This window comes from Streptococcus gallolyticus subsp. gallolyticus DSM 16831, from assembly GCF_002000985.1.
Taxonomy (GTDB): Bacteria; Bacillota; Bacilli; order Lactobacillales; family Streptococcaceae; genus Streptococcus; species Streptococcus gallolyticus.
In genome coordinates this window covers 2,182,159-2,200,942 of sequence record NZ_CP018822.1, presented here as the reverse complement: position 1 = coordinate 2,200,942, position 18,784 = coordinate 2,182,159, and the positions used below count along the sequence as shown (strand labels likewise).

Genomic DNA, 18,784 nt, shown 5'->3' with positions numbered 1-18,784 from the left:
CAATTTGAAAATATGTTAAAATAAAGAAAATGCAAATTGGTTGTGAGTTATGAATTATTTAAAAAATCTTTTATCGAATTATAAGTTTGACCCGAGTAAATTTAAATTGGGCATGCGCACCTTTAAGACTGGTTTAGCTGTTTTTTTGGTTTTATTAATTTTCCATTTATTTGGATGGGAAGGGCTGCAGATAGGAACGCTGACAGCTGTTTTCAGTTTACGTGAAAGTTTGGACAAAAGTGTTCATTTTGGCTTCTCACGTGTGGTTGGAAATAGTGTTGGTGGTTTGCTATCTTTGCTCTTCTTTTTTATCAATCAATTTTTCCATAATCAGTTTTGGGTAACGTTGATTTTTGTCCCAATTTTTACCATGTTAGGAATTATGATTAATGTTTCAATTAATAACAAAGCAGGAATCATTGGTGGAACATCGGCGCTTTTGATTATTACCTTATCAATTCCTGCTGGAGATACTATTTTATATGTATTTGCTAGGGTATTTGAAACATTTTGCGGAGTCTTTGTAGCTATTCTTGTCAATTCTGATGTTGATAAGATTAGGGGGGGGTTACGCAAAAAAAGCTAAAAATTTTTCGTTTATGTCATATTTTCTTACATAAAGGGTTGACAGTTTAGAATTTTCAGACTATAATAAGTGTCGGAAGGAGGTCATCATGAAAGAAAAAGAACTCAGACGTTCAATGGCGGTATTTCCTATTGGAACAGTAATGAAATTGACGGATTTAACAGCACGCCAGATTCGTTATTATGAAGATCAGGGTTTAATTACCCCAGAGAGGACGTCGGGAAATCGTCGTATGTATTCGTTAAACGATATGGATCGATTGCTCGAAATTAAAGATTTTCTTGATGAGGGGCTTAATATTGCGGCTATTAAGCGTGAATATGCGGAGCGACAAGATAAAGCACATCAGAAACAAAAATCTTTAACTGATGCTGATGTTCGTCGTATCTTACAAGATGAACTCCGTAACCAAGGTCGTTTTTCGGCCCCATCACAGTACATTAGCAACTGGCGCATCTAAAAATACGCGTCGCTCGGTTATTTCGGTTTTAAAAAGGAGACCTTAATTCATGACTATTACAGCAGCTGACATTCGTCGCGAAGTCAAAGAAAAAAATGTAACTTTCTTGCGTTTAATGTTCTCAGATATCGCTGGGACATTGAAAAACGTGGAAATTCCAGCAACTGATGAACAACTTGACAAAGTATTGGCAAACAAAGCAATGTTTGACGGTTCTTCAATCGAAGGTTTTGTTCGTATCAACGAATCTGATATGTTCTTGCATCCAGACCTTGATACTTGGACAGTATTCCCTTGGGGTGGTGAAAATGGTGCTGTTGCAGGTTTGATCTGTGACATCTATACTGCTGAAGGTGAACCATTTGCAGGTGACCCACGTGGAAACTTGAAACGTGCTCTTCGTCATATGGAAAAAGTTGGTTTCAAATCATTTAACCTTGGTCCAGAACCAGAATTCTTCTTGTTCAAATTGGATGAAAAAGGTGAAGCAACTCTTGAAGTAAACGACCGCGGTGGTTACTTCGACCTTGCACCAACTGACCTTGCAGATAACACTCGTCGTGAAATCGTTAATGTTTTGACTGAAATGGGATTTGAAGTTGAAGCAAGTCACCACGAAGTGGCTGTTGGTCAACATGAAATTGACTTTAAATACGCTGATGTTTTGAAAGCTTGTGATAACATTCAAATTTTCAAACTTGTTGTTAAAACAATTGCTCGTAAACATGGTCTTTATGCTACATTTATGGCTAAACCTAAATTCGGTATCAACGGTTCAGGTATGCACTGTAACATGTCATTGTTCGATTACGATGGAAACAATGCCTTCTACGATACTGAAGATCCAAAAGGTATGCAATTGTCAGAAACAGCATATTACTTCCTTGGCGGTTTGATGAAACACGCTTATAACTACACTGCAATCATGAACCCAACTGTAAACTCATACAAACGTTTGGTTCCTGGTTATGAAGCACCAGTTTACATTGCATGGGCTGGACGTAACCGTTCACCACTTATCCGCGTTCCTGCATCACGTGGTATGGGTACTCGTTTGGAACTTCGTTCTGTTGATCCAACTGCTAATCCATATCTTGCACTTGCTGTCCTTCTTGAAGCAGGTCTTGACGGTATTGAAAACAAAATTGAAGCTCCAGCTCCAGTTGAATCAAATATCTATGTCATGACTGAAGAAGAACGTAAAGAAGCAGGTATCCGTGACCTTCCTTCTACTTTGCACAATGCTGTTAAAGCTTTACAAGAAGATGAAGTTGTCAAAGCAGCACTTGGTGAACATATCTTTGTAAACTTTGTGGAAGCTAAGAAAATTGAATGGTCAAGCTATGCGGCCTTTGTTTCACAATGGGAAATTGATAACTATCTAGATTTATACTAAGAAGTAGTAAAGAGACAGCTTCTGGCTGTCTTTTTTTTACCAATTAACCACATTAGCAGTTAGAAAAGTTCAAATAAGAACTATTCTAATCTAGCATAATGTGGTATAATTTAAAATAAATATTCTGAATAATTAGACTATTTTGGACTATTTGTACTAATGATAGGAGTAGAAGCTATGAATGAAAGTGCTTTGAGAGCGCAACAGACAACGCTTTGGGATCCATCTTTTGAATCGGATGCTTGTGGTATGGGGTTTGTTGCACAGCTTGATGGTAAAGCTAGCCATACTTTGATTGATTATGCCTTAACCATGTTAACTCGTATGAATCACCGTGGAGGTACAGGTGCAGAACCTGATACAGGAGACGGTGCAGGAATGCTGCTTGCTTTGCCTGATGAATTTTTCCAATTAAAGGCTAAAGAAGCAGGCTATGTTTTGCCTAAAAAAGGCGATTACGCCGTTGCGCAATTATTTTTACCTCAGGATACTGAAGCTAAGGTAAGTCTTTTGGAAGCTGTTAAAGCTGAAATTAAATTAGCAGGTTTTCATGTCTTGATGACACGTGATGTGCCATTTAATTACGATAATTGTGGTCCAGCAGCCCAAGAAATTATGCCAAGTTTTGTACAAGTTTTTGTTAAGAAACCTGATGACACAAAAGCTGGCCGTGATTTTGAGGATAAATTGTTCCGCTTACGTCGCCAACTTGAAAAGAGTTTTTCAGCTGATGAATTTTTCATTTGCTCACTTTCAAGTAAGACAATTGTGTACAAAGGAATGCTCCATGCTTTCCAAGTTGGGCTTTTTTATCCTGATTTGCAAGATGAACATTTCAAATCTCATATTGCGTTGACACACTCACGCTTTTCTACAAATACTTTCCCATCTTGGGATCGTGCACAGCCATTCCGCTTTTTGGCACACAATGGTGAAATTAATACTCTCCGTGGTGCTGAAAATTGGATGCACAGTCACCAGATTGAAGTTTATAACGAAGAAAATTCGGACTCTGCCAAGTTGGAAAACTGTCTAGAATATCTTTACCGTAATGGTCGTGATATTCCACAAAGTCTTTTAATGATGGTACCTGAAGCTTGGGGTGATGAATCAGGGCTTTCAGATGATTTGAAGGCATTTTATGAATATGCGTCAAGTTTCGTAGCTCCATGGGATGGTCCAGCAGCGCTTGTTTTCACTGACGGTGATATGGTTGGTGCGCGTTTGGACCGTAATGGATTGCGTCCTAGCCGTTATTCATTGACAAAAGATAATTTCCTTATTTGCTCAAGTGAATCTGGTGTTGTCGATCTTGAACCAAGTCGTGTTATTGAAAAAGGTGTGCTTGGACCTGGTAATATGATGTTGATTGACACGACTTCAGGAAAATTAATGCGCAATGAAGAAGTGAAAGCATACTATGCTGCACAACATCCATACAAAGAGTGGGTTGATGAAAACATTGCTCATCTTAACGACTTTGAGGCTGCTGAATTGACTCAAGAAACAAATGACATTGAAACAATGTGGAAGGCTTACGGCTACAATGAAGAAGTTATTCGTACGGTCATTCTACCAATGTCTGAAAAAGGTGAAGAACCTGTTATTTCAATGGGATTTGATAGCCCACTAGCAGTTCTCTCTAATAAGAGCCAATCGCTTTTCACTTTCTTCAAGCAACAATTTGCGCAGGTTACTAATCCGCCAATTGATGCCATTCGTGAACAAATCGTTGTGTCAACTAGTGTTTACCTCGGTGGTGATGGTAATTTCAAAGCTGATGGTGCTGATAACTGTGTCAAAGTAAAAATTGACAGCCCAGTTCTTTCAAGTCAAGATTTTGCGAAAATTGCTAACTTGAAAGATGACCGTTATTGTGCAACAACCCTATCTACGGTTTATGACGTGGTTGAGCCGTCACATAATCGTTTGCAACGTGCGCTAGAAAATCTTTTCAAAGCTGCTGAAAAAGCCGTTGATAATGGTAGTAAGATTATTATTCTTTCAGACCGTAACGTTAAAGAAAATCAAACAACTATCCCAATGTTGTTAGCTGTTTCTGGTTTAAATAACTACATGGTTGTCAAAGGAAAAGCAAGCCAATTCTCAATTGTTGTCGATACAGCGGAAGCTATTGAAGTTCATCATTTTGCAACCTTGGTTGGTTATGGTGCGGCTGCGGTTCACCCTTATGGCGCTTATGCGACATTGAAAGAATATGGCAAAGACGAGCTTGCTTTTGAAAAATATCGTAAAGCTGCTGAAAAAGGTATTGTTAAAGTTATGAGTCGTATGGGGATTTCAACAATCCTTGGTTACAAAGGGGCTCAATTATTTGAAGCCGTTGGTTTATCTGACTCTGTTGTTAACAAATACTTTACAGGTACAGTAACTCGTATCGGTGGTTTGTCACTTGACCAAATTGAAAAAGAATACCTTCAACGTATGGAAGATGCTTTTGGTCCTCGTCGTGGAGATTATCTCCAAAGTGGTGGTATTTATCAATTTAAAGCAGATGGCGAGTATCATCTTTTCAATCCACATACTATTTATAATTTCCAACAAGCTGTTCGTAAAGGGGACTACAAACTCTTTAAAGAATACACAGCTGAATTGGACAAAGAAGCATTATCAACGCCGACAACACTTCGTTCTATTTGGGAATTTAAATCTGACCGTCCAAAAGTTGACCTCTCTGAGGTAGAACCAGCAGAAACTATTGTTAAACGTTTCAAAGTTGGTGCCATGAGTTTTGGTTCACTTTCTAAAGAAGCACATGAAACAATTGCTGAAGCCATGAACTCAATCGGAGCGAAATCAAACTCTGGTGAAGGTGGCGAAAATCGTAATCGTTTCAAAGTGCAACCAGACGGACGTAATTTGAACTCTAAAATCAAACAAGTTGCTTCTGGACGTTTTGGTGTTAATGCAGAATACCTCATGTCTGCTGAAGAACTTCAAATTAAATTAGCACAAGGTGCGAAACCTGGTGAAGGTGGTCAATTGCCTGGTCAAAAAGTCTTCCCTTGGGTTGCAGAAATTCGTGGTGCAACGCCTGGTGTACGCTTGATTTCACCACCACCTCACCATGACATCTACTCAATTGAAGATTTGGCGCAATTGATTTATGACCTTAAAGCCATTAATCCTTATGCTAAAATCAATGTTAAATTGGTTTCAAGTACTGGTGTTGGTACAATCGCTACGGGTTGTGTAAAAGCTGGTGCTGATAAGGTTGTTATTTCTGGTTACGACGGTGGTACAGGAGCTTCTCCACGTAACTCTGTCCGTGATGCTGGGCTTCCATGGGAAATGGGCTTGGCTGAAGCACACCAAACATTGTCACTTAACCGTCTCCGTCAACGTATGACTCTTGAAACTGATGGTAAATTAATGACTGGTCGCGATGTTGCCATTGCCACTCTTCTTGGAGCGGAAGAATATTCATTTGCAAGTCTAGCATTGATTTCTATTGGTTGTGTGATGATGCGTGTTTGCTCATTGAATACTTGTCCTGTTGGTGTAGCAACTCAAAATCCAGAACTTCGTAAACATTTTGCAGGTAAACCTGAACATGTGATTAACATGATGATGTTTATGGCAGAAGAATTGCGTGAATATATGGCTGAACTTGGTTTCCGTTCTGTTGACGAAATGGTTGGTCATTCAGAAATCTTGAAAGCGAAATTCATTCCAAAAGGTAAAGCAAAATCGCTTGATTTTTCACGTATGCTTGGTACAGCCTATCCAATTGACCGCAAGACAGAAGATCCATTTGCTGAAGCACGTCAATGGAAAGAATTAGACGGATTTGCCAAAGCTGCTGTTGATAATGGCGCAAGCGTGACGGTTAAAGAATCAATTAACAATGTTCAACGTGCAGTCGGTGCTCGAATGGCAGGCTGGATGGCTGAACGTTATGGAAATGATACCGTTGAACCAGGTTTGATTAAATATGAATATACTGGTATTGCTGGTCAATCATTTGCAAGCTTTATCACACAAGGTATGGAATTAACACTAGTTGGTGAAGCGAATGACTACATTGCCAAATCAATGTCAGGTGGACGTTTGATTGTTAAGCCGCCGCATGATGCTGCTTATGATGTTGAAAATTCACCAATCGTTGGTAACGTTGCTCTCTTTGGTGCGGTTAAGGGTGAAGCTTATTTCGCTGGTCGCGCAGGTGAACGTTTCTGTGTTCGTAATTCTGGTGCTAAAGTTGTTGTTGAAGGTGTCGGAGCACACGGTTGTGAATATATGACAGGCGGTGTTGCTGTTATCCTTGGAACAACAGGACGTAACTTCGCTGCTGGTATGAGTGGTGGTGTTGCCTATGTTTATGATGTGGACGGTGATTTTGCCGAAAAAGTTAACCAAGAAATGGTTGACCTTTACAAAGTCGGTGAAACTCGTGGGGATGATGTCTTGGTTGATATGATTCAAAAACACTATGAATACACAGGTAGCGCTAAAGCAAAACGCTTGCTTGACAACTGGGCACAAGAAGTTGATAAATTCATTAAAGTTTATCCAACTGAATTCCATGAAATTAACAATATTGAATACGCACTTGCTAATACTGGCTTAGAAGGTGATGAACTTGAATTGCGTACCTTCGAAATTGCCACAGGTGGTGCAGAAACTGCTGCTAAGAAAGAAGAACTTCTCGCACAAGTAACAGGAGGTAAGTAAAATGGCTAATCCATTTGGATTTTTGAAATATGAACGTAAAGATAATCCGTTTCGTCCTGTTGCTGAACGCATCTTGGACTTCGAAGAATTACAAGTTCCATTGTCAGAAGAGGATCGTCAAAAACAAGCCGCACGTTGTATGGCTTGTGGGATTCCTTTCTGTCATTCTGGACAATTCTACGGTGGTGGACGTGCGGTTTCAGGTTGTCCAAATGACAACTTGATTCCTGAATGGAATGATTTGCTTTATAAAGGCGATTACAAACGTGCTTTTGAGCGTCTTTCACGTACAAATCCTTTCCCAGAAATGACTGGACGTGTTTGTCCAGCGCCGTGTGAAAAAGGTTGTACAGAAGGTCTCAATGGATCTGGTGTCACTATCCATGATAATGAACGCTTTATCATCGATACAGCCTTTGAAAATGGTTGGGTAGAGGAGTCAGGTCGTCCAGCCTACCGTACAGGATTTAAAGTTGCTGTTATTGGTTCTGGACCTGCAGGGCTTTCAACTGCTTGGCGCCTTAATAAACTAGGTCATACAGTAACTGTTTATGAACGTAGTGACCGCTTTGGTGGACTATTGATGTACGGTATTCCAAATATGAAATTGGATAAGGAAATTGTTCAACGTCGTATTGATTTGATGGAAAAACTTGGTATCAATTTTGTTGCCAATACGGAAGTGGGACGTGATGTAACAGCGGATGAATTGTTGAAACAATATGACCGTGTTGTTCTTGCAACTGGTGCAAGTGTTCCGCGTGATTTGGATGTCCCAGGTCGTCATCTATCTGGTGTGCGTTTTGCGGTTGATTTCTTAACTGAAACGACTAAAAATGTCCTTGCTTCTGATAATAAAAAACTTGGTCCAACGCTTGAAGGCAAACATGTTCTTGTCATTGGTGGCGGTGATACAGGTAATGACTGTATCGGTACGGCTGTTCGTTTGGGTGCAGCAAGTGTTAAACAGCTTGAAATCACTCCAGAACCGCCAGAAAAACGCTTACCAACAAATCCATGGCCACAGTATCCAATGATTAAACGCGTCGGTTATGGGCAAGAGGAAGCCAATTTCGTGCAAGATACAGAATTGACAACTTATGCCACATCAACAACTGAATTTATCGGTGCTGACCGTGGTCAAGTCATTGCTGCTAAGACTATCAAAGTTGGTCCTGGTTTCAAACCAATTGAAGGAACTGAAGAAATCATCAAAGCAGACCTTGTTTTACTAGCAATGGGATTCACAGGTGCTGAAAAATCATTATTTGAACAATTTGGAGTTCAAAGTGTCTATGATGACTATTCAACAAATAATGACCGTGTCTTTGTTGCTGGTGATGCACGTCGTGGTCCAAGTCTTGTGATTTGGGGAATCCGCGAAGGACGCAAAGCTGCAGAAAAAATCGACCAAGGTCTTCGTATCATGGTTGCACAATAAAACTAAGAAAGCTCGCTTTTATGGCGAGTTTTTTGCTTGGATTCAAGATGGTCTTTAGGTTTATGGACAATGGCGTCTTTATGGTCATATTTTAGATGTGGTAAATTGAAATATAACGCTTACATGATTTTATACAATTTGTAACAATTCCTTGATATACTAATGGTAATCAAAAATTGGGAGACGGATGTTTATGAATCGAAAAACACAATTAGCTTTAGCAACAGCAACAGTTTCAGGAGCTCTGCTATTTTCACAAGTAAATGCAGATGCTGACACTTATACACTACAAAGTGGAGATTCTTTTTATAGTGTATCACAATTGTACGGTATGGATGTTTATGATTTGGCTGCTTTGAATGGCATGTCAATTTATGATACGATTGTCCCTGGTCAGACACTTCAAGTACCAGACCAAGTTTCGGTAGAAACAACGTCAACTGAAGAAGTAGCAACAGAGACTAGCACAAATAGCGATAATACCTATCCAGTTGGTCAATGCACATGGGGAGTTAAAGAGTTAGCGACATGGGCAAGTAACTGGTGGGGAAATGCTGGTGATTGGGCTGCTAATGCTGCCTTGCAAGGATATACTGTCGGAACACAAGCGGAGGTTGGAGCGATTATTTGTTGGACTGACCCTGACAGTTACGGACACGTAGCGTATGTAACAGCTGTTAGTGCCAGCGGTGAAATTCAAGTGCTCGAATCAAACTACGGTGATAAACAATGGATTGATAATTACCGTGGCTGGTTTGACCCAACAAATAGCCAAACAGCAGGCACAGTTAGTTACATTTATCCAACGACTTATTGATATCAATTTAAAACATAGAAAAAGCAGTTTGAAAAATCAAGCTGCTTTATTTTTGTGGATAAGTTGTGGAAAAAGGGAAAATGTGATTTTATTCATGAACTTAAAAATTCAAAAGCAAATCGCTAACTTCAAAGAGATTTGATTTTTTAGCTAGTCTTAGTTTTCAGCTGCTGACCTAAACTGATTTGTTCCCGATTTCTGCGTTTTGTCATTTATCATTTCGTAAACAAAGAAGCTGAGCACTTTTGTCTCAGCTTCGTTAATTCTATTTTTCATCTGGTGTGAGAATCATTGGGATAATGATTGGTTCACGTTCTGTTTTTTCGTACAAGAATGGACGAAGTGCGTTAACGATAGCACCGTTAACAGATTGAATGCTTGCGTCCTTGTTTTTCAAGGCAATGCGAATCGCGTTGAAAAGAACACGTTGACTTTCACGGATGAGGTCGCCTGATTCGCGCATGTAGATAAATCCACGGCTGAGAATGTCAGGACCTGCTAAAATCATTTGTGTGTCAAAATCGACAGTTGCGACAGCAAGAACGACACCGTCTTCTGATAAATCGTGACGGTCGCGCAGTACGGCAGCACCAATATCTCCAATACCATTACCATCAACATAAATGTCTTGAGCATTGAAGTGTCCAGCACGGCGAGCTGAATTAGCTGTAAGAGCTAGGACATCACCGTTTTCCATGATAAAGATATTATCTTTTGGCACACCTGTGTCCATTGCTAAACCAGCATGAATCTTCAGCATACGGTATTCACCATGAACTGGCATGAAGTATTTTGGTTTCATCAAGCGGAGCATGAGTTTTTGCTCTTGTTGACCACCGTGACCAGATGTGTGGATATTATTGACTTTACCGTGGATAACTTCGACACCAGCTTCTTGGATAGTGTTGATAAGTTTATTAACACTTGTTGTGTTACCAGGAATTGGGCTAGATGAGAAGATAACGGTGTCGCCAGGTTGTAGTGTGACTTGGCGGTGTGTACCATTGGCAATACGTGCTAGTGCAGCCATTGATTCTCCTTGACTACCTGTACACATGATTAAGATTTCACTAGCGTGATAGTCTTTGAGTTCACTTGGTTCGATAAATGTTCCTTTTGGAACTTTGATATAACCAAGTTCGATACCGTTGACAATGGCTTTTTCCATAGAACGTCCAAAAACAACGATTTTACGTCCTGTTTTAACGGCAGCTTCGGCAGCTTGTTGGAGACGGAAGATATTTGAAGCAAATGACGCGAAAATAATACGTCCATGAATGCCTTCAATAATCTTCATGATAGATTGTCCAACGACTTTTTCTGAATTTGTAAAGGTTGGAATTTCAGCGTTGGTTGAGTCTGATAATAAACAGAGAACGCCATCTTCACCAAGGGCAGCCATGCGGTGGATATCTGCTGGCTCACCAACTGGTGTCCAGTCAAATTTGAAGTCCCCTGTGCAGACAATTTTACCTTGTGGTGTGTGGATAACGATTCCAAGAGGTTCTGGAATTGAGTGGGTTGTGCGGAAGAAAGTAACACTAAGGTTTTTAAATGTTAATTCTGTGTTAGCATTAATTTCATAGAGTTTAGCATCACGGAGAAGTCCGTGTTCTTCCAATTTTCCTTTAATAAGTGCAAGGGCTAATGGTCCAGCGTAGATTGGGATATTAGCTTGTTTTAAGAGAAATGGGATTCCACCAATGTGGTCCTCATGACCGTGGGTAATAACGAGCCCTTTGATACGGTCAATATTTTCAACGATATAAGAATAATCTGGAATGACATAATCAATTCCGAGAAGGTCATCTTCAGGGAATTTGATACCAGCATCAACGATGATAATTTCATCTTTGTACTCAATACCGTAAGTATTTTTTCCGATTTCTCCAAGACCACCAATTGCGTAAACCCCAACTTCTTCGGGTTTTAAATTGATTTGTGACATGTTATAACTCCGTTAATTTAAAGACACCTGTTTCTTTTTCGTAAGCTAGGTGTTTATCTGATAGAAGTTCAATAAATTCAACGTTGTAAGGTGTTTTTTCTTCAACGAGTTTGCGTGTTTTGATGCGTCCTTCGAGTTCAGTTGTGGCATCAATGTCTAAGTAGAGCACTTTAGTTTGCTCACGGCGTGGGTTACGTTCTTTTGTTTCTTGGTAAAAAACTTTATAAATCATAGTTTTCCTTTCTTTATACCTGTGGCTAATCAAACTACAAAAAACCTGCCAAATAGCTTTACATCTACTTGACAAACATCTATGAAATTTTTACGAGTAATTGATTTAACCTTGATTCGTTGCAATTATTAAAATTATATCATAAAATAAGAGGTAGAATCAAGTGAGGGAATTTAAATGATGAAAGTTTTAGCCTTTGATACTTCAAGTAAGGCTTTGTCTGTTGCCATTTTAGATGGCAAGAATTTGTTAGCTGATGTAACGGTCAATATTAAAAAAAATCACAGTATAACATTAATGCCTGCGATTGATTTTTTGATGGCATCTGTGGATTTGCAACCAAGTGATTTAGGTAGAATTGTTGTAGCGCAAGGCCCAGGGTCTTATACTGGTTTGCGCGTGGCGGTTGCGACAGCTAAAACGTTGGCATATACGTTAAATATTGAGTTAGTAGGGGTGTCAAGTCTGTATGCACTTGCTGCGGCAGCTGATTTTGATGGCTTGGTTGTTCCTATCATGGATGCCCGTCGTAATAATGTTTATGCTGGTTTTTATAAAAATGGTCAGCTTGTTAAAGCAGACCAACACATGAGTTTTACAGCTGTTTTAGAAGCCGTTAAGGCTGAAGCTAAGGTTATGTTTGTTGGTGAAGTGGATAATTTCCGCGACCAGATTGAAGAAGCTCTACCACAAGCTGTTATTTTACCTGTTTTGCCATCAGCTTATGCTATTGGAAAATATGGTCAAAGTCTTGAACCAGCTGATGTTGACAGTTTTGTACCAAATTATCTCAAACGTGTGGAAGCAGAGGAAAACTGGCTTAAAACGCATAAAGAAGATTCAACTGCAGATTATGTCAAACGTATCTAACATGAAAGATTTATCAGAAAAAGTGACTGCTGTTTATGCTATCTTGTCTGATGTCTATGAAGTGTCACCATGGACAAAAAAGCAAATTTTAGCAGATATGCAGCAGGATAGTGTGGATTATTTTTTTGTGGAAAAAGACAAGGAAATGGTTGGTTTTCTTGCAATTCAGCAACTTGTTGGCGAATTAGAAATCACAAATATTGCGGTTAAGAAAGCTTATCAAGGTTGTGGTTTAGGTAGTCAGTTATTGACCAATTTAGACCAGATTGACTTTCCAATTTTCTTGGAAGTGAGAGCATCAAATACTTCTGCGCAAGCTTTGTACCAAAAATTTGGATTTAAGGTGATTGGTGAGCGTAAGCGATATTACCATAATCCAATTGAGGATGCGATTATTATGAAGCGTGAAGGTAATGAGAGGTAAAAAAGATAAATGAAAGATAGATATATTTTAGCTGTGGAGAGCTCTTGTGATGAAACAAGTGTTGCCGTTTTAAAAAATGAAAGCGAGATTTTGAGCAATATTATTGCTAGTCAAATTGAAAGTCACAAGCGTTTTGGTGGCGTGGTGCCAGAGGTTGCTAGTCGTCACCATGTCGAAGTGATTACAACGTGTTTCAAAGATGCTTTGGATACGGCAGGAATTGAAGTGAGTGACCTTGATGCGGTTGCTGTAACTTACGGTCCTGGCTTGGTTGGAGCGATTTTAGTGGGGATGGCTGCTGCTAAAGCTTTTGCTTGGGCGAACCATTTGCCATTGATTCCTGTTAATCATATGTCTGGGCACTTGATGGCAGCTCGTCAAGTCAAAGAATTAGCTTATCCATTAATGGCATTATTGGTTTCTGGTGGACACACAGAATTGGTTTATGTGTCTGAACCTGGCGATTATAAAATTGTCGGTGAAACGCGTGATGACGCTGTTGGTGAAGCATATGACAAGGTTGGTCGTGTCATGGGGTTGACTTATCCTGCTGGACGTGAAATTGACCAATTGGCACATCAAGGAAAGGATATTTATGATTTTCCGCGTGCCATGATTAAAGAAGATAACCTCGAATTTTCATTTTCAGGTTTGAAATCAGCTTTTATTAATTTACACCATAATGCTGCGCAAAAAGGTGAAACACTTTCAAAAGAAGATTTATCAGCATCATTTCAAGCTGCCGTTTTGGATGTTTTGATGGCGAAAACAAAAAAAGCTTTGGAAAAATATCCTGTCAAAACACTCGTTGTAGCTGGTGGTGTGGCTGCTAATCAAGGCTTGCGTGAACGTTTGGCAGATGAAATTACAGAAGCAGAAGTTGTTATTCCACCATTACGCCTTTGTGGCGATAATGCTGGCATGATTTCGCTAGCAGCAGCGATTGAATACGATAAAGGACACTTTGCTGACTTAGACTTAAACGCTAAACCAAGTTTAGCTTTTGATAGTTTGGATTAGGGGATTATTTTCCTGTAAACTAATGTCTAAATAGAAGGTAAAAAGGAATGAAAACGGCTTTATTTTGATTGATATTCAAAACGGCTTTTTATCTGAAACGTTTGGGAAACGTTATGACCCTTACGCTGAGAAAAGAATTTCAGAAATAGTAAACTATTTTAGACAAAATAAACAACCTGTTAACCACGTTGTAATATACTGACTGTGAGATAATGGTTGACTTTGAGCCGAAAGGTGATGAGCCGGTATTTGAAAAGCAAGTTAATAGTGCTTTTATAGGAGCATCTTTAGAAGCATACTTAACAGAAAAAGAAATTCATAATTGGTTATAGTTGGTTTTACTTTGTCACATTGTGTTTCAACAATGACTCGCATGGCAGGAAATTTGGAATTTGACGTTATTTGATGGTTGGATACTACAGTAACCTTTTCATTCCCTAATTTATCTGGTGAATTATTGGAACCAGAGAAGTTGCATCACTTCAAGGTGAATTTGTCTTTATCATGGCAGTAGATGATTACATTAATCGAGTAATCAATGTTTAGTCTTTTTTTGGGTATAATAATTTCTGATTGGAATAAAAGTCCCTAGAATTTCTAGGGACTTTTATTTGTTATGCCAGAATAACGGTTGTCTCTTTTTCAATAATTGAACGTTTGGCTTCGTCAGCATCTGAATCTGTAATTAGAGCGGTAATATCTGACCAGTCACAAATTTTATAGAGACTTTTTCTTTCAAATTTACTAGAATCAGCTAAAATGAAAGCTTTATCGGCTTGTTTTATTATTTCTTGGTCAATAGACACATCTGAAGAAGATGGGCTTGAAGGACCATCAATATTTGAAAAACCATCTGAACCAAGGAAACAGATATCAACGAAGACTTGTTTGATTTGTGAAATGGTCCATCCTCCGAAGACTGATGAGCTTTTAGGACGAAATTCTCCACCAAAAAAGAATAGCTGATTATCTGAATTAACCAAAGCATTTGTAACAGGTAAAGAATCTGTAAAAATTTTATAGCCAGATTTTTGAGCTAATAAATAAGCTAATTCAACAGTTGTACTACCTGTACCAATGATAATTGAAGCATTGTCTGGAATGAGTTCAAGGGCTTTTTGGGCGATTCTTTTTTTATCAGAAGTATTTTCTTTTTCACGTGTGTTGTAAGATAATTCGATAGCATTTTGTTTTAAAATAGCCCCACCATGGCTTTTTATAAGCAGTCCCTTTTTTTCCAGATAGGATAAATCTTTGCGAATTGTTTCATAGCTAACTTCAAATTGTTCAGATAATTTGCTGACATAGACAGTTCCATTATTTTTTAATTCATCAAGAATGAGTTGACGTCTTTTTTCTAATAACATAGTTTAACCTCGCTTGTTTCTAAAGATAATTATATAGTAAAACCAATAAAAAACAAGTATTTTACTTTAAAAGCCAACAAAAAATAATAAAAACCAATAAAAAACTATTGACACCAACTAAAACCAATGCTAAAATACAGATATAAAAAAGAAAGCGATTACGAGGAGGTAACAAATGAAAACAAAAATCGCAATTGCCTGTGATGATTTGGGATTTGAAACAAAAGAAGCTCTCAAAAACTATCTTATCGAAGAAAAAAATGCTGAGATAGTTTATGATCCTGTAAAAATCCCAGAAGATGGTGTCAATACTTTTGCAGTTCTGGCGGATGAAATGGCTGAGGTTATTCAACGTGACAAATGTCGATTAGGAATTTACATCTGCGGTACTGGAATTGGTTTTACTTGTCAAATCAATAAACATTGGGGAATTAGAGCGACAGCTGTAACGAATCCTTACTCAGCAAAGCGTGCAAGACTTAGTAATAATACACAGGTTATTGGTCTTGGTTGCCGTGTCAATGGTCTTGAATATCTTAAACAGATTGTAGATGCTTGGTATGATGAACCATTTGATTTTAGTACAGCTCGTGAAAATTCAAAGAAAAATTTATTGGAAGCAGAAGCTGATGATAATCGTTTATTGAAAAAGCCTGATTATGTCGCGTGGAACATGGGCTTTAGACCTGAATAGTAAAGGAGGAGGCTAGTTATAAGCTGGCTAGTAGAAAAATGGAAGTTGTTACAAATTTTATTAATGATTTAGGAAATTTTATTTTTATTCCACTAATTTTCTTGATTTTCATGCTGATTTTACGTCGACCGCTTTCCGAAGCAATTCAATCAGCAATGAAGGTTGGGATTGGTTTTATTGCTTTATCTCTTGTCATTAATTTCATGTTAGATAAAATGGAGCCAGCCATTACTGGACTAGCAGAAAAGACAGGATCTTCTTTAAGTGCTATTGATGTTGGTGGTGCTGCGACTGCGGTTATGGGATTTGGTTCAAATATGGGAGCAATTATTATTCCACTATGTGTTGGTATTAATATTCTTCTTCTTGTTTTGAAATTAACTGACTGTGTTAATGTTGATGTTTTTAATCTTCATCAAAATGCATCAATGGGTGCAATTGTGGCTGTTTATTCTGGTAATTTCCTTTATGGAGTTTTAACAGCAGGACTTTTCCATGTCTGGGCACTTATTGCAGCTGATTTAGGTGCAAAACGTAATAATGAATTTTTTGGGTTACCAAAAGGAGTTTCCATTTCACATCCTGTTGCTAATACTTATCTTTTATTTGCTTACCCGTTTAATTGGATTTATGATCATATTCCTGGTTTGCGTCATTGGAATGTTACCGCAGAGTCTATCCAAAAACGTTTTGGAGTCTTGGGTGATCCAACAGTTGTAGGTTTTATTCTTGGTGTGCTTTTAGGATTATTTGGTTATGATTGGAGTAACCCTTATACAACAATTATCTCAAGTTTACAGCTTGGTATGTATTTGGCAGCTGTTATGCTTCTTCTTCCTAAGATGACTTCAATCATGATGGAAGGACTTGTTCCGCTTTCAAATGCTGCGCGTAAGAAATTGGTTAAAAAATTCCCAGACCGAGAAATTACAGTTGGTATGGATACGGCACTTATTGTTGGTAATCCATCAGTTATCGCTCCAGCCTTACTTCTTATTCCTGTAATGGTGATTCTAGCAGTCATTTTACCTGGGAATAAAGTCATGCCGTTAGGTGATTTATCACAGTTTGTCTTCTTCATTGCGTGTATGGTTCCTGTTTTTAATGGAAATATTATTCGTACTTGGTTGACTTCAGTGATTCTATTTGGTGGTGGTCTCTATATTGCATCATGGATGACACCAGCAACTAACGAGGTCTTCCAAAAATTTGGTGCAGGTGCTAAAGAAGGTGTTATGTATTCTTCTTTAAACCCATCCGCTAATCCTTTTACAGGTCTCTTTGCGGCAGTATCACATATTGGATTAATTGGTTATATTTTAGTTGGAGCAATTCTTGTTGCAGTAGGCTATCTACTTAAGAAAAAAGAACATGCTCAAATTGAAAATGCTTAATAAATAGAAATAGAGGTAATTATTATGGCTAAAAAAATTCTTGTCGTTTGTGGAAATGGTATTGCTTCATCATCAATTATGGTGTCAGTTTTACAAGATTTCTTAAAAGATGAAAAAATTGCTGATGTTCAAGTTGATAAAGCTTCTCTCATGGATTGTTCAACTGAAAAGTTCAATAGCTATGATTTAGTTGTTTCATCTACAAAACTTGAAAATGAAGGTTTAACAGTTCCAGTTATAGTTGGAGCAGGTTTACTTACTGGTATTGGTGAGGATGAAATCTTTGATGCTGTTAAAGGTGAAATGATTAAATAGGAGTTTATTATGGTTTATGTTGTAGTGAATGATGCAGATGAAACTGTAAACGATTATCAATCGGCAATTCGTTTTGCGGGAAAAGCACTTCTTGAAGTAAATAATATTAAAAGTGACTATATTCAAGCGTGTATTGACCGTGAGGTTGATTTTCCCACAGGTTTATCGTTGGCAAGTGGACAAGGCGTAGCAATGCCGCACGGTAATTCTGATTTTGTGACTGAAGATAGCGTAAGTGTTGTACGTTTATCAAAACCAGTTGCTTTTGGATTAATGGAAGATAAGAATCAAAAAGTTGACGTTACATTAGTTTTTAATCTAGCTTTGTCATCAGGAAAACAGCATATTGCAGTTTTACGTAAAGTGATTGCTCTTTTTCAAGATGACGTGTTTATTAAGAAATGCCAAAAAAATAGTGTTGAAGAAGTAGCTAGTGACATTAAAGCAAAACTAGATTCTTAAAAGTTGAGGTAGACAAAATGGAAGAATCTCAAATTATTCTATCTGATATTGAAAAAGCGGTAAATCAGATTGACGATGAGAAATTGGATGATTTGGCGAATAAAATTGTAAATTCACATCATATTTTTTTAGCAGGTATGGGAAGGTCAGGTTTGATGATTCGTGCATTTGCTAATCGGTTAATGCATTTAGGATTATCAGTAAGCGTTGTTGGAGACATTAATTCCCCCCACACACAGCCAAATGATTTAGTGATTATTGGCTCTGGTTCTGGAGAAACAGATAGTTTAGTTTCATTGATAAAAAAAGCTAACACGTTATCGTTAGATTCAGCTCTTATTACAACAAATTTATCATCTACAATTGGGAGATTATCAAATTTAGTTTTGGTGATTCCTGCTCAAAATAAAGCTAGTGAGCAAGTTGGAAAACAACCTATGGGTTCAGTATTTGAACAATCTAGTCTGGTTTTATATGATATTCTTATTTTAAAATTAATGAAGATTTTAAACGAATCTAATGAAAGCATGGTAAAACGTCATGCAAATTTAGAATAATAATCTCCGTTCTAAATCCCAAAATACCCTTGCAAGCTATGCAAGGGTGTTTTATAATGGTAACTAATATTTAATTGTCCAAATGGTAGAGAACTTAGATGTTTTC

Annotated in this window: 17 protein-coding genes; 14 read left to right on the top strand and 3 right to left on the bottom strand. The window is 38.1% G+C overall.

The features are described from left to right. The first annotated feature begins 49 nt into the window (after positions 1-49). The 6 genes from BTR42_RS10925 to BTR42_RS10900 all read left to right on the top strand — a co-directional run bounded on the left by BTR42_RS10925 (position 50) and on the right by BTR42_RS10900 (position 9,395). Positions 50-586, top strand: a complete 537-nt coding sequence (locus BTR42_RS10925) for an FUSC family protein (protein WP_077497718.1) — start codon at positions 50-52, stop codon at positions 584-586. 88 nt (positions 587-674) lie between these two features. Then, positions 675-1,046 carry a MerR family transcriptional regulator gene (locus BTR42_RS10920; RefSeq protein ID WP_009854980.1) on the top strand — a complete coding sequence of 124 codons (372 nt, stop codon included), beginning with the start codon at positions 675-677 and terminating at the stop codon, positions 1,044-1,046. Between the two features lie 49 nt (positions 1,047-1,095). After that, entirely contained in the window at positions 1,096-2,442 is a 1,347-nt protein-coding gene (gene glnA, locus BTR42_RS10915; protein ID WP_013643472.1) for a type I glutamate--ammonia ligase, read from the top strand. 177 nt (positions 2,443-2,619) lie between these two features. Further along, positions 2,620-7,137, top strand: coding sequence for a glutamate synthase large subunit (gene gltB, locus BTR42_RS10910; RefSeq protein ID WP_012962507.1), 4,518 nt, complete (start codon positions 2,620-2,622; stop codon positions 7,135-7,137). 1 nt (position 7,138) lies between these two features. After that, the gene (locus tag BTR42_RS10905) at positions 7,139-8,578 is read left to right on the top strand and encodes a glutamate synthase subunit beta (protein WP_061458093.1); all 1,440 of its coding nucleotides are present in this window, start codon (positions 7,139-7,141) and stop codon (positions 8,576-8,578) included. Between the two features lie 187 nt (positions 8,579-8,765). Next, on the top strand, positions 8,766-9,395 hold the full coding sequence (locus BTR42_RS10900; protein ID WP_013643469.1) for a COG3942 and LysM peptidoglycan-binding domain-containing protein: 630 nt from the start codon (positions 8,766-8,768) through the stop codon (positions 9,393-9,395). Positions 9,396-9,660: 265 nt separating this feature from the next. Here the strand turns inward: BTR42_RS10900 and rnjA are convergent, their stop codons facing one another. After that, on the bottom strand, positions 9,661-11,343 hold the full coding sequence (gene rnjA / locus BTR42_RS10895; protein ID WP_009854974.1) for a ribonuclease J1: 1,683 nt from the start codon (positions 11,341-11,343) through the stop codon (positions 9,661-9,663). Between the two features lies 1 nt (position 11,344). Continuing rightward, complete coding sequence (locus tag BTR42_RS10890; RefSeq protein WP_009854973.1) at positions 11,345-11,575, bottom strand: DNA-dependent RNA polymerase subunit epsilon; 231 nt, start codon at positions 11,573-11,575, stop codon at positions 11,345-11,347. 180 nt (positions 11,576-11,755) lie between these two features. Between BTR42_RS10890 and tsaB the strand changes: the two genes are divergently transcribed. Genes tsaB through tsaD form a run of 3 tightly spaced genes read left to right on the top strand, consistent with a single transcriptional unit; the run spans position 11,756 to position 13,889 of the window. Beyond that, a complete protein-coding gene (gene tsaB, locus BTR42_RS10885) occupies positions 11,756-12,445 on the top strand; it encodes a tRNA (adenosine(37)-N6)-threonylcarbamoyltransferase complex dimerization subunit type 1 TsaB (RefSeq protein ID WP_074658342.1) in 690 nt (229 codons plus the stop codon). 1 nt (position 12,446) lies between these two features. Then, complete coding sequence (rimI, locus tag BTR42_RS10880; protein ID WP_012962503.1) at positions 12,447-12,869, top strand: ribosomal protein S18-alanine N-acetyltransferase; 423 nt, start codon at positions 12,447-12,449, stop codon at positions 12,867-12,869. A 9-nt stretch (positions 12,870-12,878) separates the two neighbouring features. After that, positions 12,879-13,889, top strand: a complete 1,011-nt coding sequence (tsaD, locus tag BTR42_RS10875; RefSeq protein ID WP_074658198.1) for a tRNA (adenosine(37)-N6)-threonylcarbamoyltransferase complex transferase subunit TsaD — start codon at positions 12,879-12,881, stop codon at positions 13,887-13,889. A gap of 614 nt (positions 13,890-14,503) precedes the next feature. On the opposite strand, the gene BTR42_RS10870 is transcribed toward tsaD, so the two are convergent. After that, positions 14,504-15,256, bottom strand: a complete 753-nt coding sequence (locus BTR42_RS10870) for a DeoR/GlpR family DNA-binding transcription regulator (protein ID WP_074658195.1) — start codon at positions 15,254-15,256, stop codon at positions 14,504-14,506. A gap of 175 nt (positions 15,257-15,431) precedes the next feature. Here BTR42_RS10870 and BTR42_RS10865 point away from each other — a divergent pair, with 175 nt between their 5' ends. Genes BTR42_RS10865 through hxlB form a run of 5 tightly spaced genes read left to right on the top strand, consistent with a single transcriptional unit; the run spans position 15,432 to position 18,678 of the window. After that, positions 15,432-15,950, top strand: coding sequence for an RpiB/LacA/LacB family sugar-phosphate isomerase (locus BTR42_RS10865; protein ID WP_013643463.1), 519 nt, complete (start codon positions 15,432-15,434; stop codon positions 15,948-15,950). 38 nt (positions 15,951-15,988) lie between these two features. After that, the gene (locus BTR42_RS10860) at positions 15,989-17,344 is read left to right on the top strand and encodes a PTS galactitol transporter subunit IIC (protein ID WP_012962499.1); all 1,356 of its coding nucleotides are present in this window, start codon (positions 15,989-15,991) and stop codon (positions 17,342-17,344) included. A gap of 24 nt (positions 17,345-17,368) precedes the next feature. After that, entirely contained in the window at positions 17,369-17,659 is a 291-nt protein-coding gene (locus tag BTR42_RS10855; RefSeq protein ID WP_012962498.1) for a PTS sugar transporter subunit IIB, read from the top strand. Positions 17,660-17,668: 9 nt separating this feature from the next. Then, on the top strand, positions 17,669-18,121 hold the full coding sequence (locus BTR42_RS10850) for a PTS sugar transporter subunit IIA (protein ID WP_077497710.1): 453 nt from the start codon (positions 17,669-17,671) through the stop codon (positions 18,119-18,121). Positions 18,122-18,138: 17 nt separating this feature from the next. Continuing rightward, a complete protein-coding gene (gene hxlB / locus BTR42_RS10845; RefSeq protein ID WP_012962496.1) occupies positions 18,139-18,678 on the top strand; it encodes a 6-phospho-3-hexuloisomerase in 540 nt (179 codons plus the stop codon). Positions 18,679-18,784 lie beyond the last annotated feature (106 nt).

Excerpts from the sequence above, each read along its gene's own strand:
- BTR42_RS10925 (WP_077497718.1), top strand. The coding sequence starts at position 50 with ATGAATTATTTAAAAAATCTTTTATCGAATTATAAGTTTGACCCGAGT.
- BTR42_RS10920 (WP_009854980.1), top strand. The coding sequence starts at position 675 with ATGAAAGAAAAAGAACTCAGACGTTCAATGGCGGTATTTCCTATTGGA.
- glnA (WP_013643472.1), top strand. The coding sequence starts at position 1,096 with ATGACTATTACAGCAGCTGACATTCGTCGCGAAGTCAAAGAAAAAAAT.
- gltB (WP_012962507.1), top strand. The coding sequence starts at position 2,620 with ATGAATGAAAGTGCTTTGAGAGCGCAACAGACAACGCTTTGGGATCCA.
- BTR42_RS10905 (WP_061458093.1), top strand. The coding sequence starts at position 7,139 with ATGGCTAATCCATTTGGATTTTTGAAATATGAACGTAAAGATAATCCG.
- BTR42_RS10900 (WP_013643469.1), top strand. The coding sequence starts at position 8,766 with ATGTTTATGAATCGAAAAACACAATTAGCTTTAGCAACAGCAACAGTT.
- rnjA (WP_009854974.1), bottom strand. The coding sequence starts at position 11,343 with ATGTCACAAATCAATTTAAAACCCGAAGAAGTTGGGGTTTACGCAATT.
- BTR42_RS10890 (WP_009854973.1), bottom strand. The coding sequence starts at position 11,575 with ATGATTTATAAAGTTTTTTACCAAGAAACAAAAGAACGTAACCCACGC.
- tsaB (WP_074658342.1), top strand. The coding sequence starts at position 11,756 with ATGAAAGTTTTAGCCTTTGATACTTCAAGTAAGGCTTTGTCTGTTGCC.
- rimI (WP_012962503.1), top strand. The coding sequence starts at position 12,447 with ATGAAAGATTTATCAGAAAAAGTGACTGCTGTTTATGCTATCTTGTCT.
- tsaD (WP_074658198.1), top strand. The coding sequence starts at position 12,879 with ATGAAAGATAGATATATTTTAGCTGTGGAGAGCTCTTGTGATGAAACA.
- BTR42_RS10870 (WP_074658195.1), bottom strand. The coding sequence starts at position 15,256 with ATGTTATTAGAAAAAAGACGTCAACTCATTCTTGATGAATTAAAAAAT.
- BTR42_RS10865 (WP_013643463.1), top strand. The coding sequence starts at position 15,432 with ATGAAAACAAAAATCGCAATTGCCTGTGATGATTTGGGATTTGAAACA.
- BTR42_RS10860 (WP_012962499.1), top strand. The coding sequence starts at position 15,989 with ATGGAAGTTGTTACAAATTTTATTAATGATTTAGGAAATTTTATTTTT.
- BTR42_RS10855 (WP_012962498.1), top strand. The coding sequence starts at position 17,369 with ATGGCTAAAAAAATTCTTGTCGTTTGTGGAAATGGTATTGCTTCATCA.
- BTR42_RS10850 (WP_077497710.1), top strand. The coding sequence starts at position 17,669 with ATGGTTTATGTTGTAGTGAATGATGCAGATGAAACTGTAAACGATTAT.
- hxlB (WP_012962496.1), top strand. The coding sequence starts at position 18,139 with ATGGAAGAATCTCAAATTATTCTATCTGATATTGAAAAAGCGGTAAAT.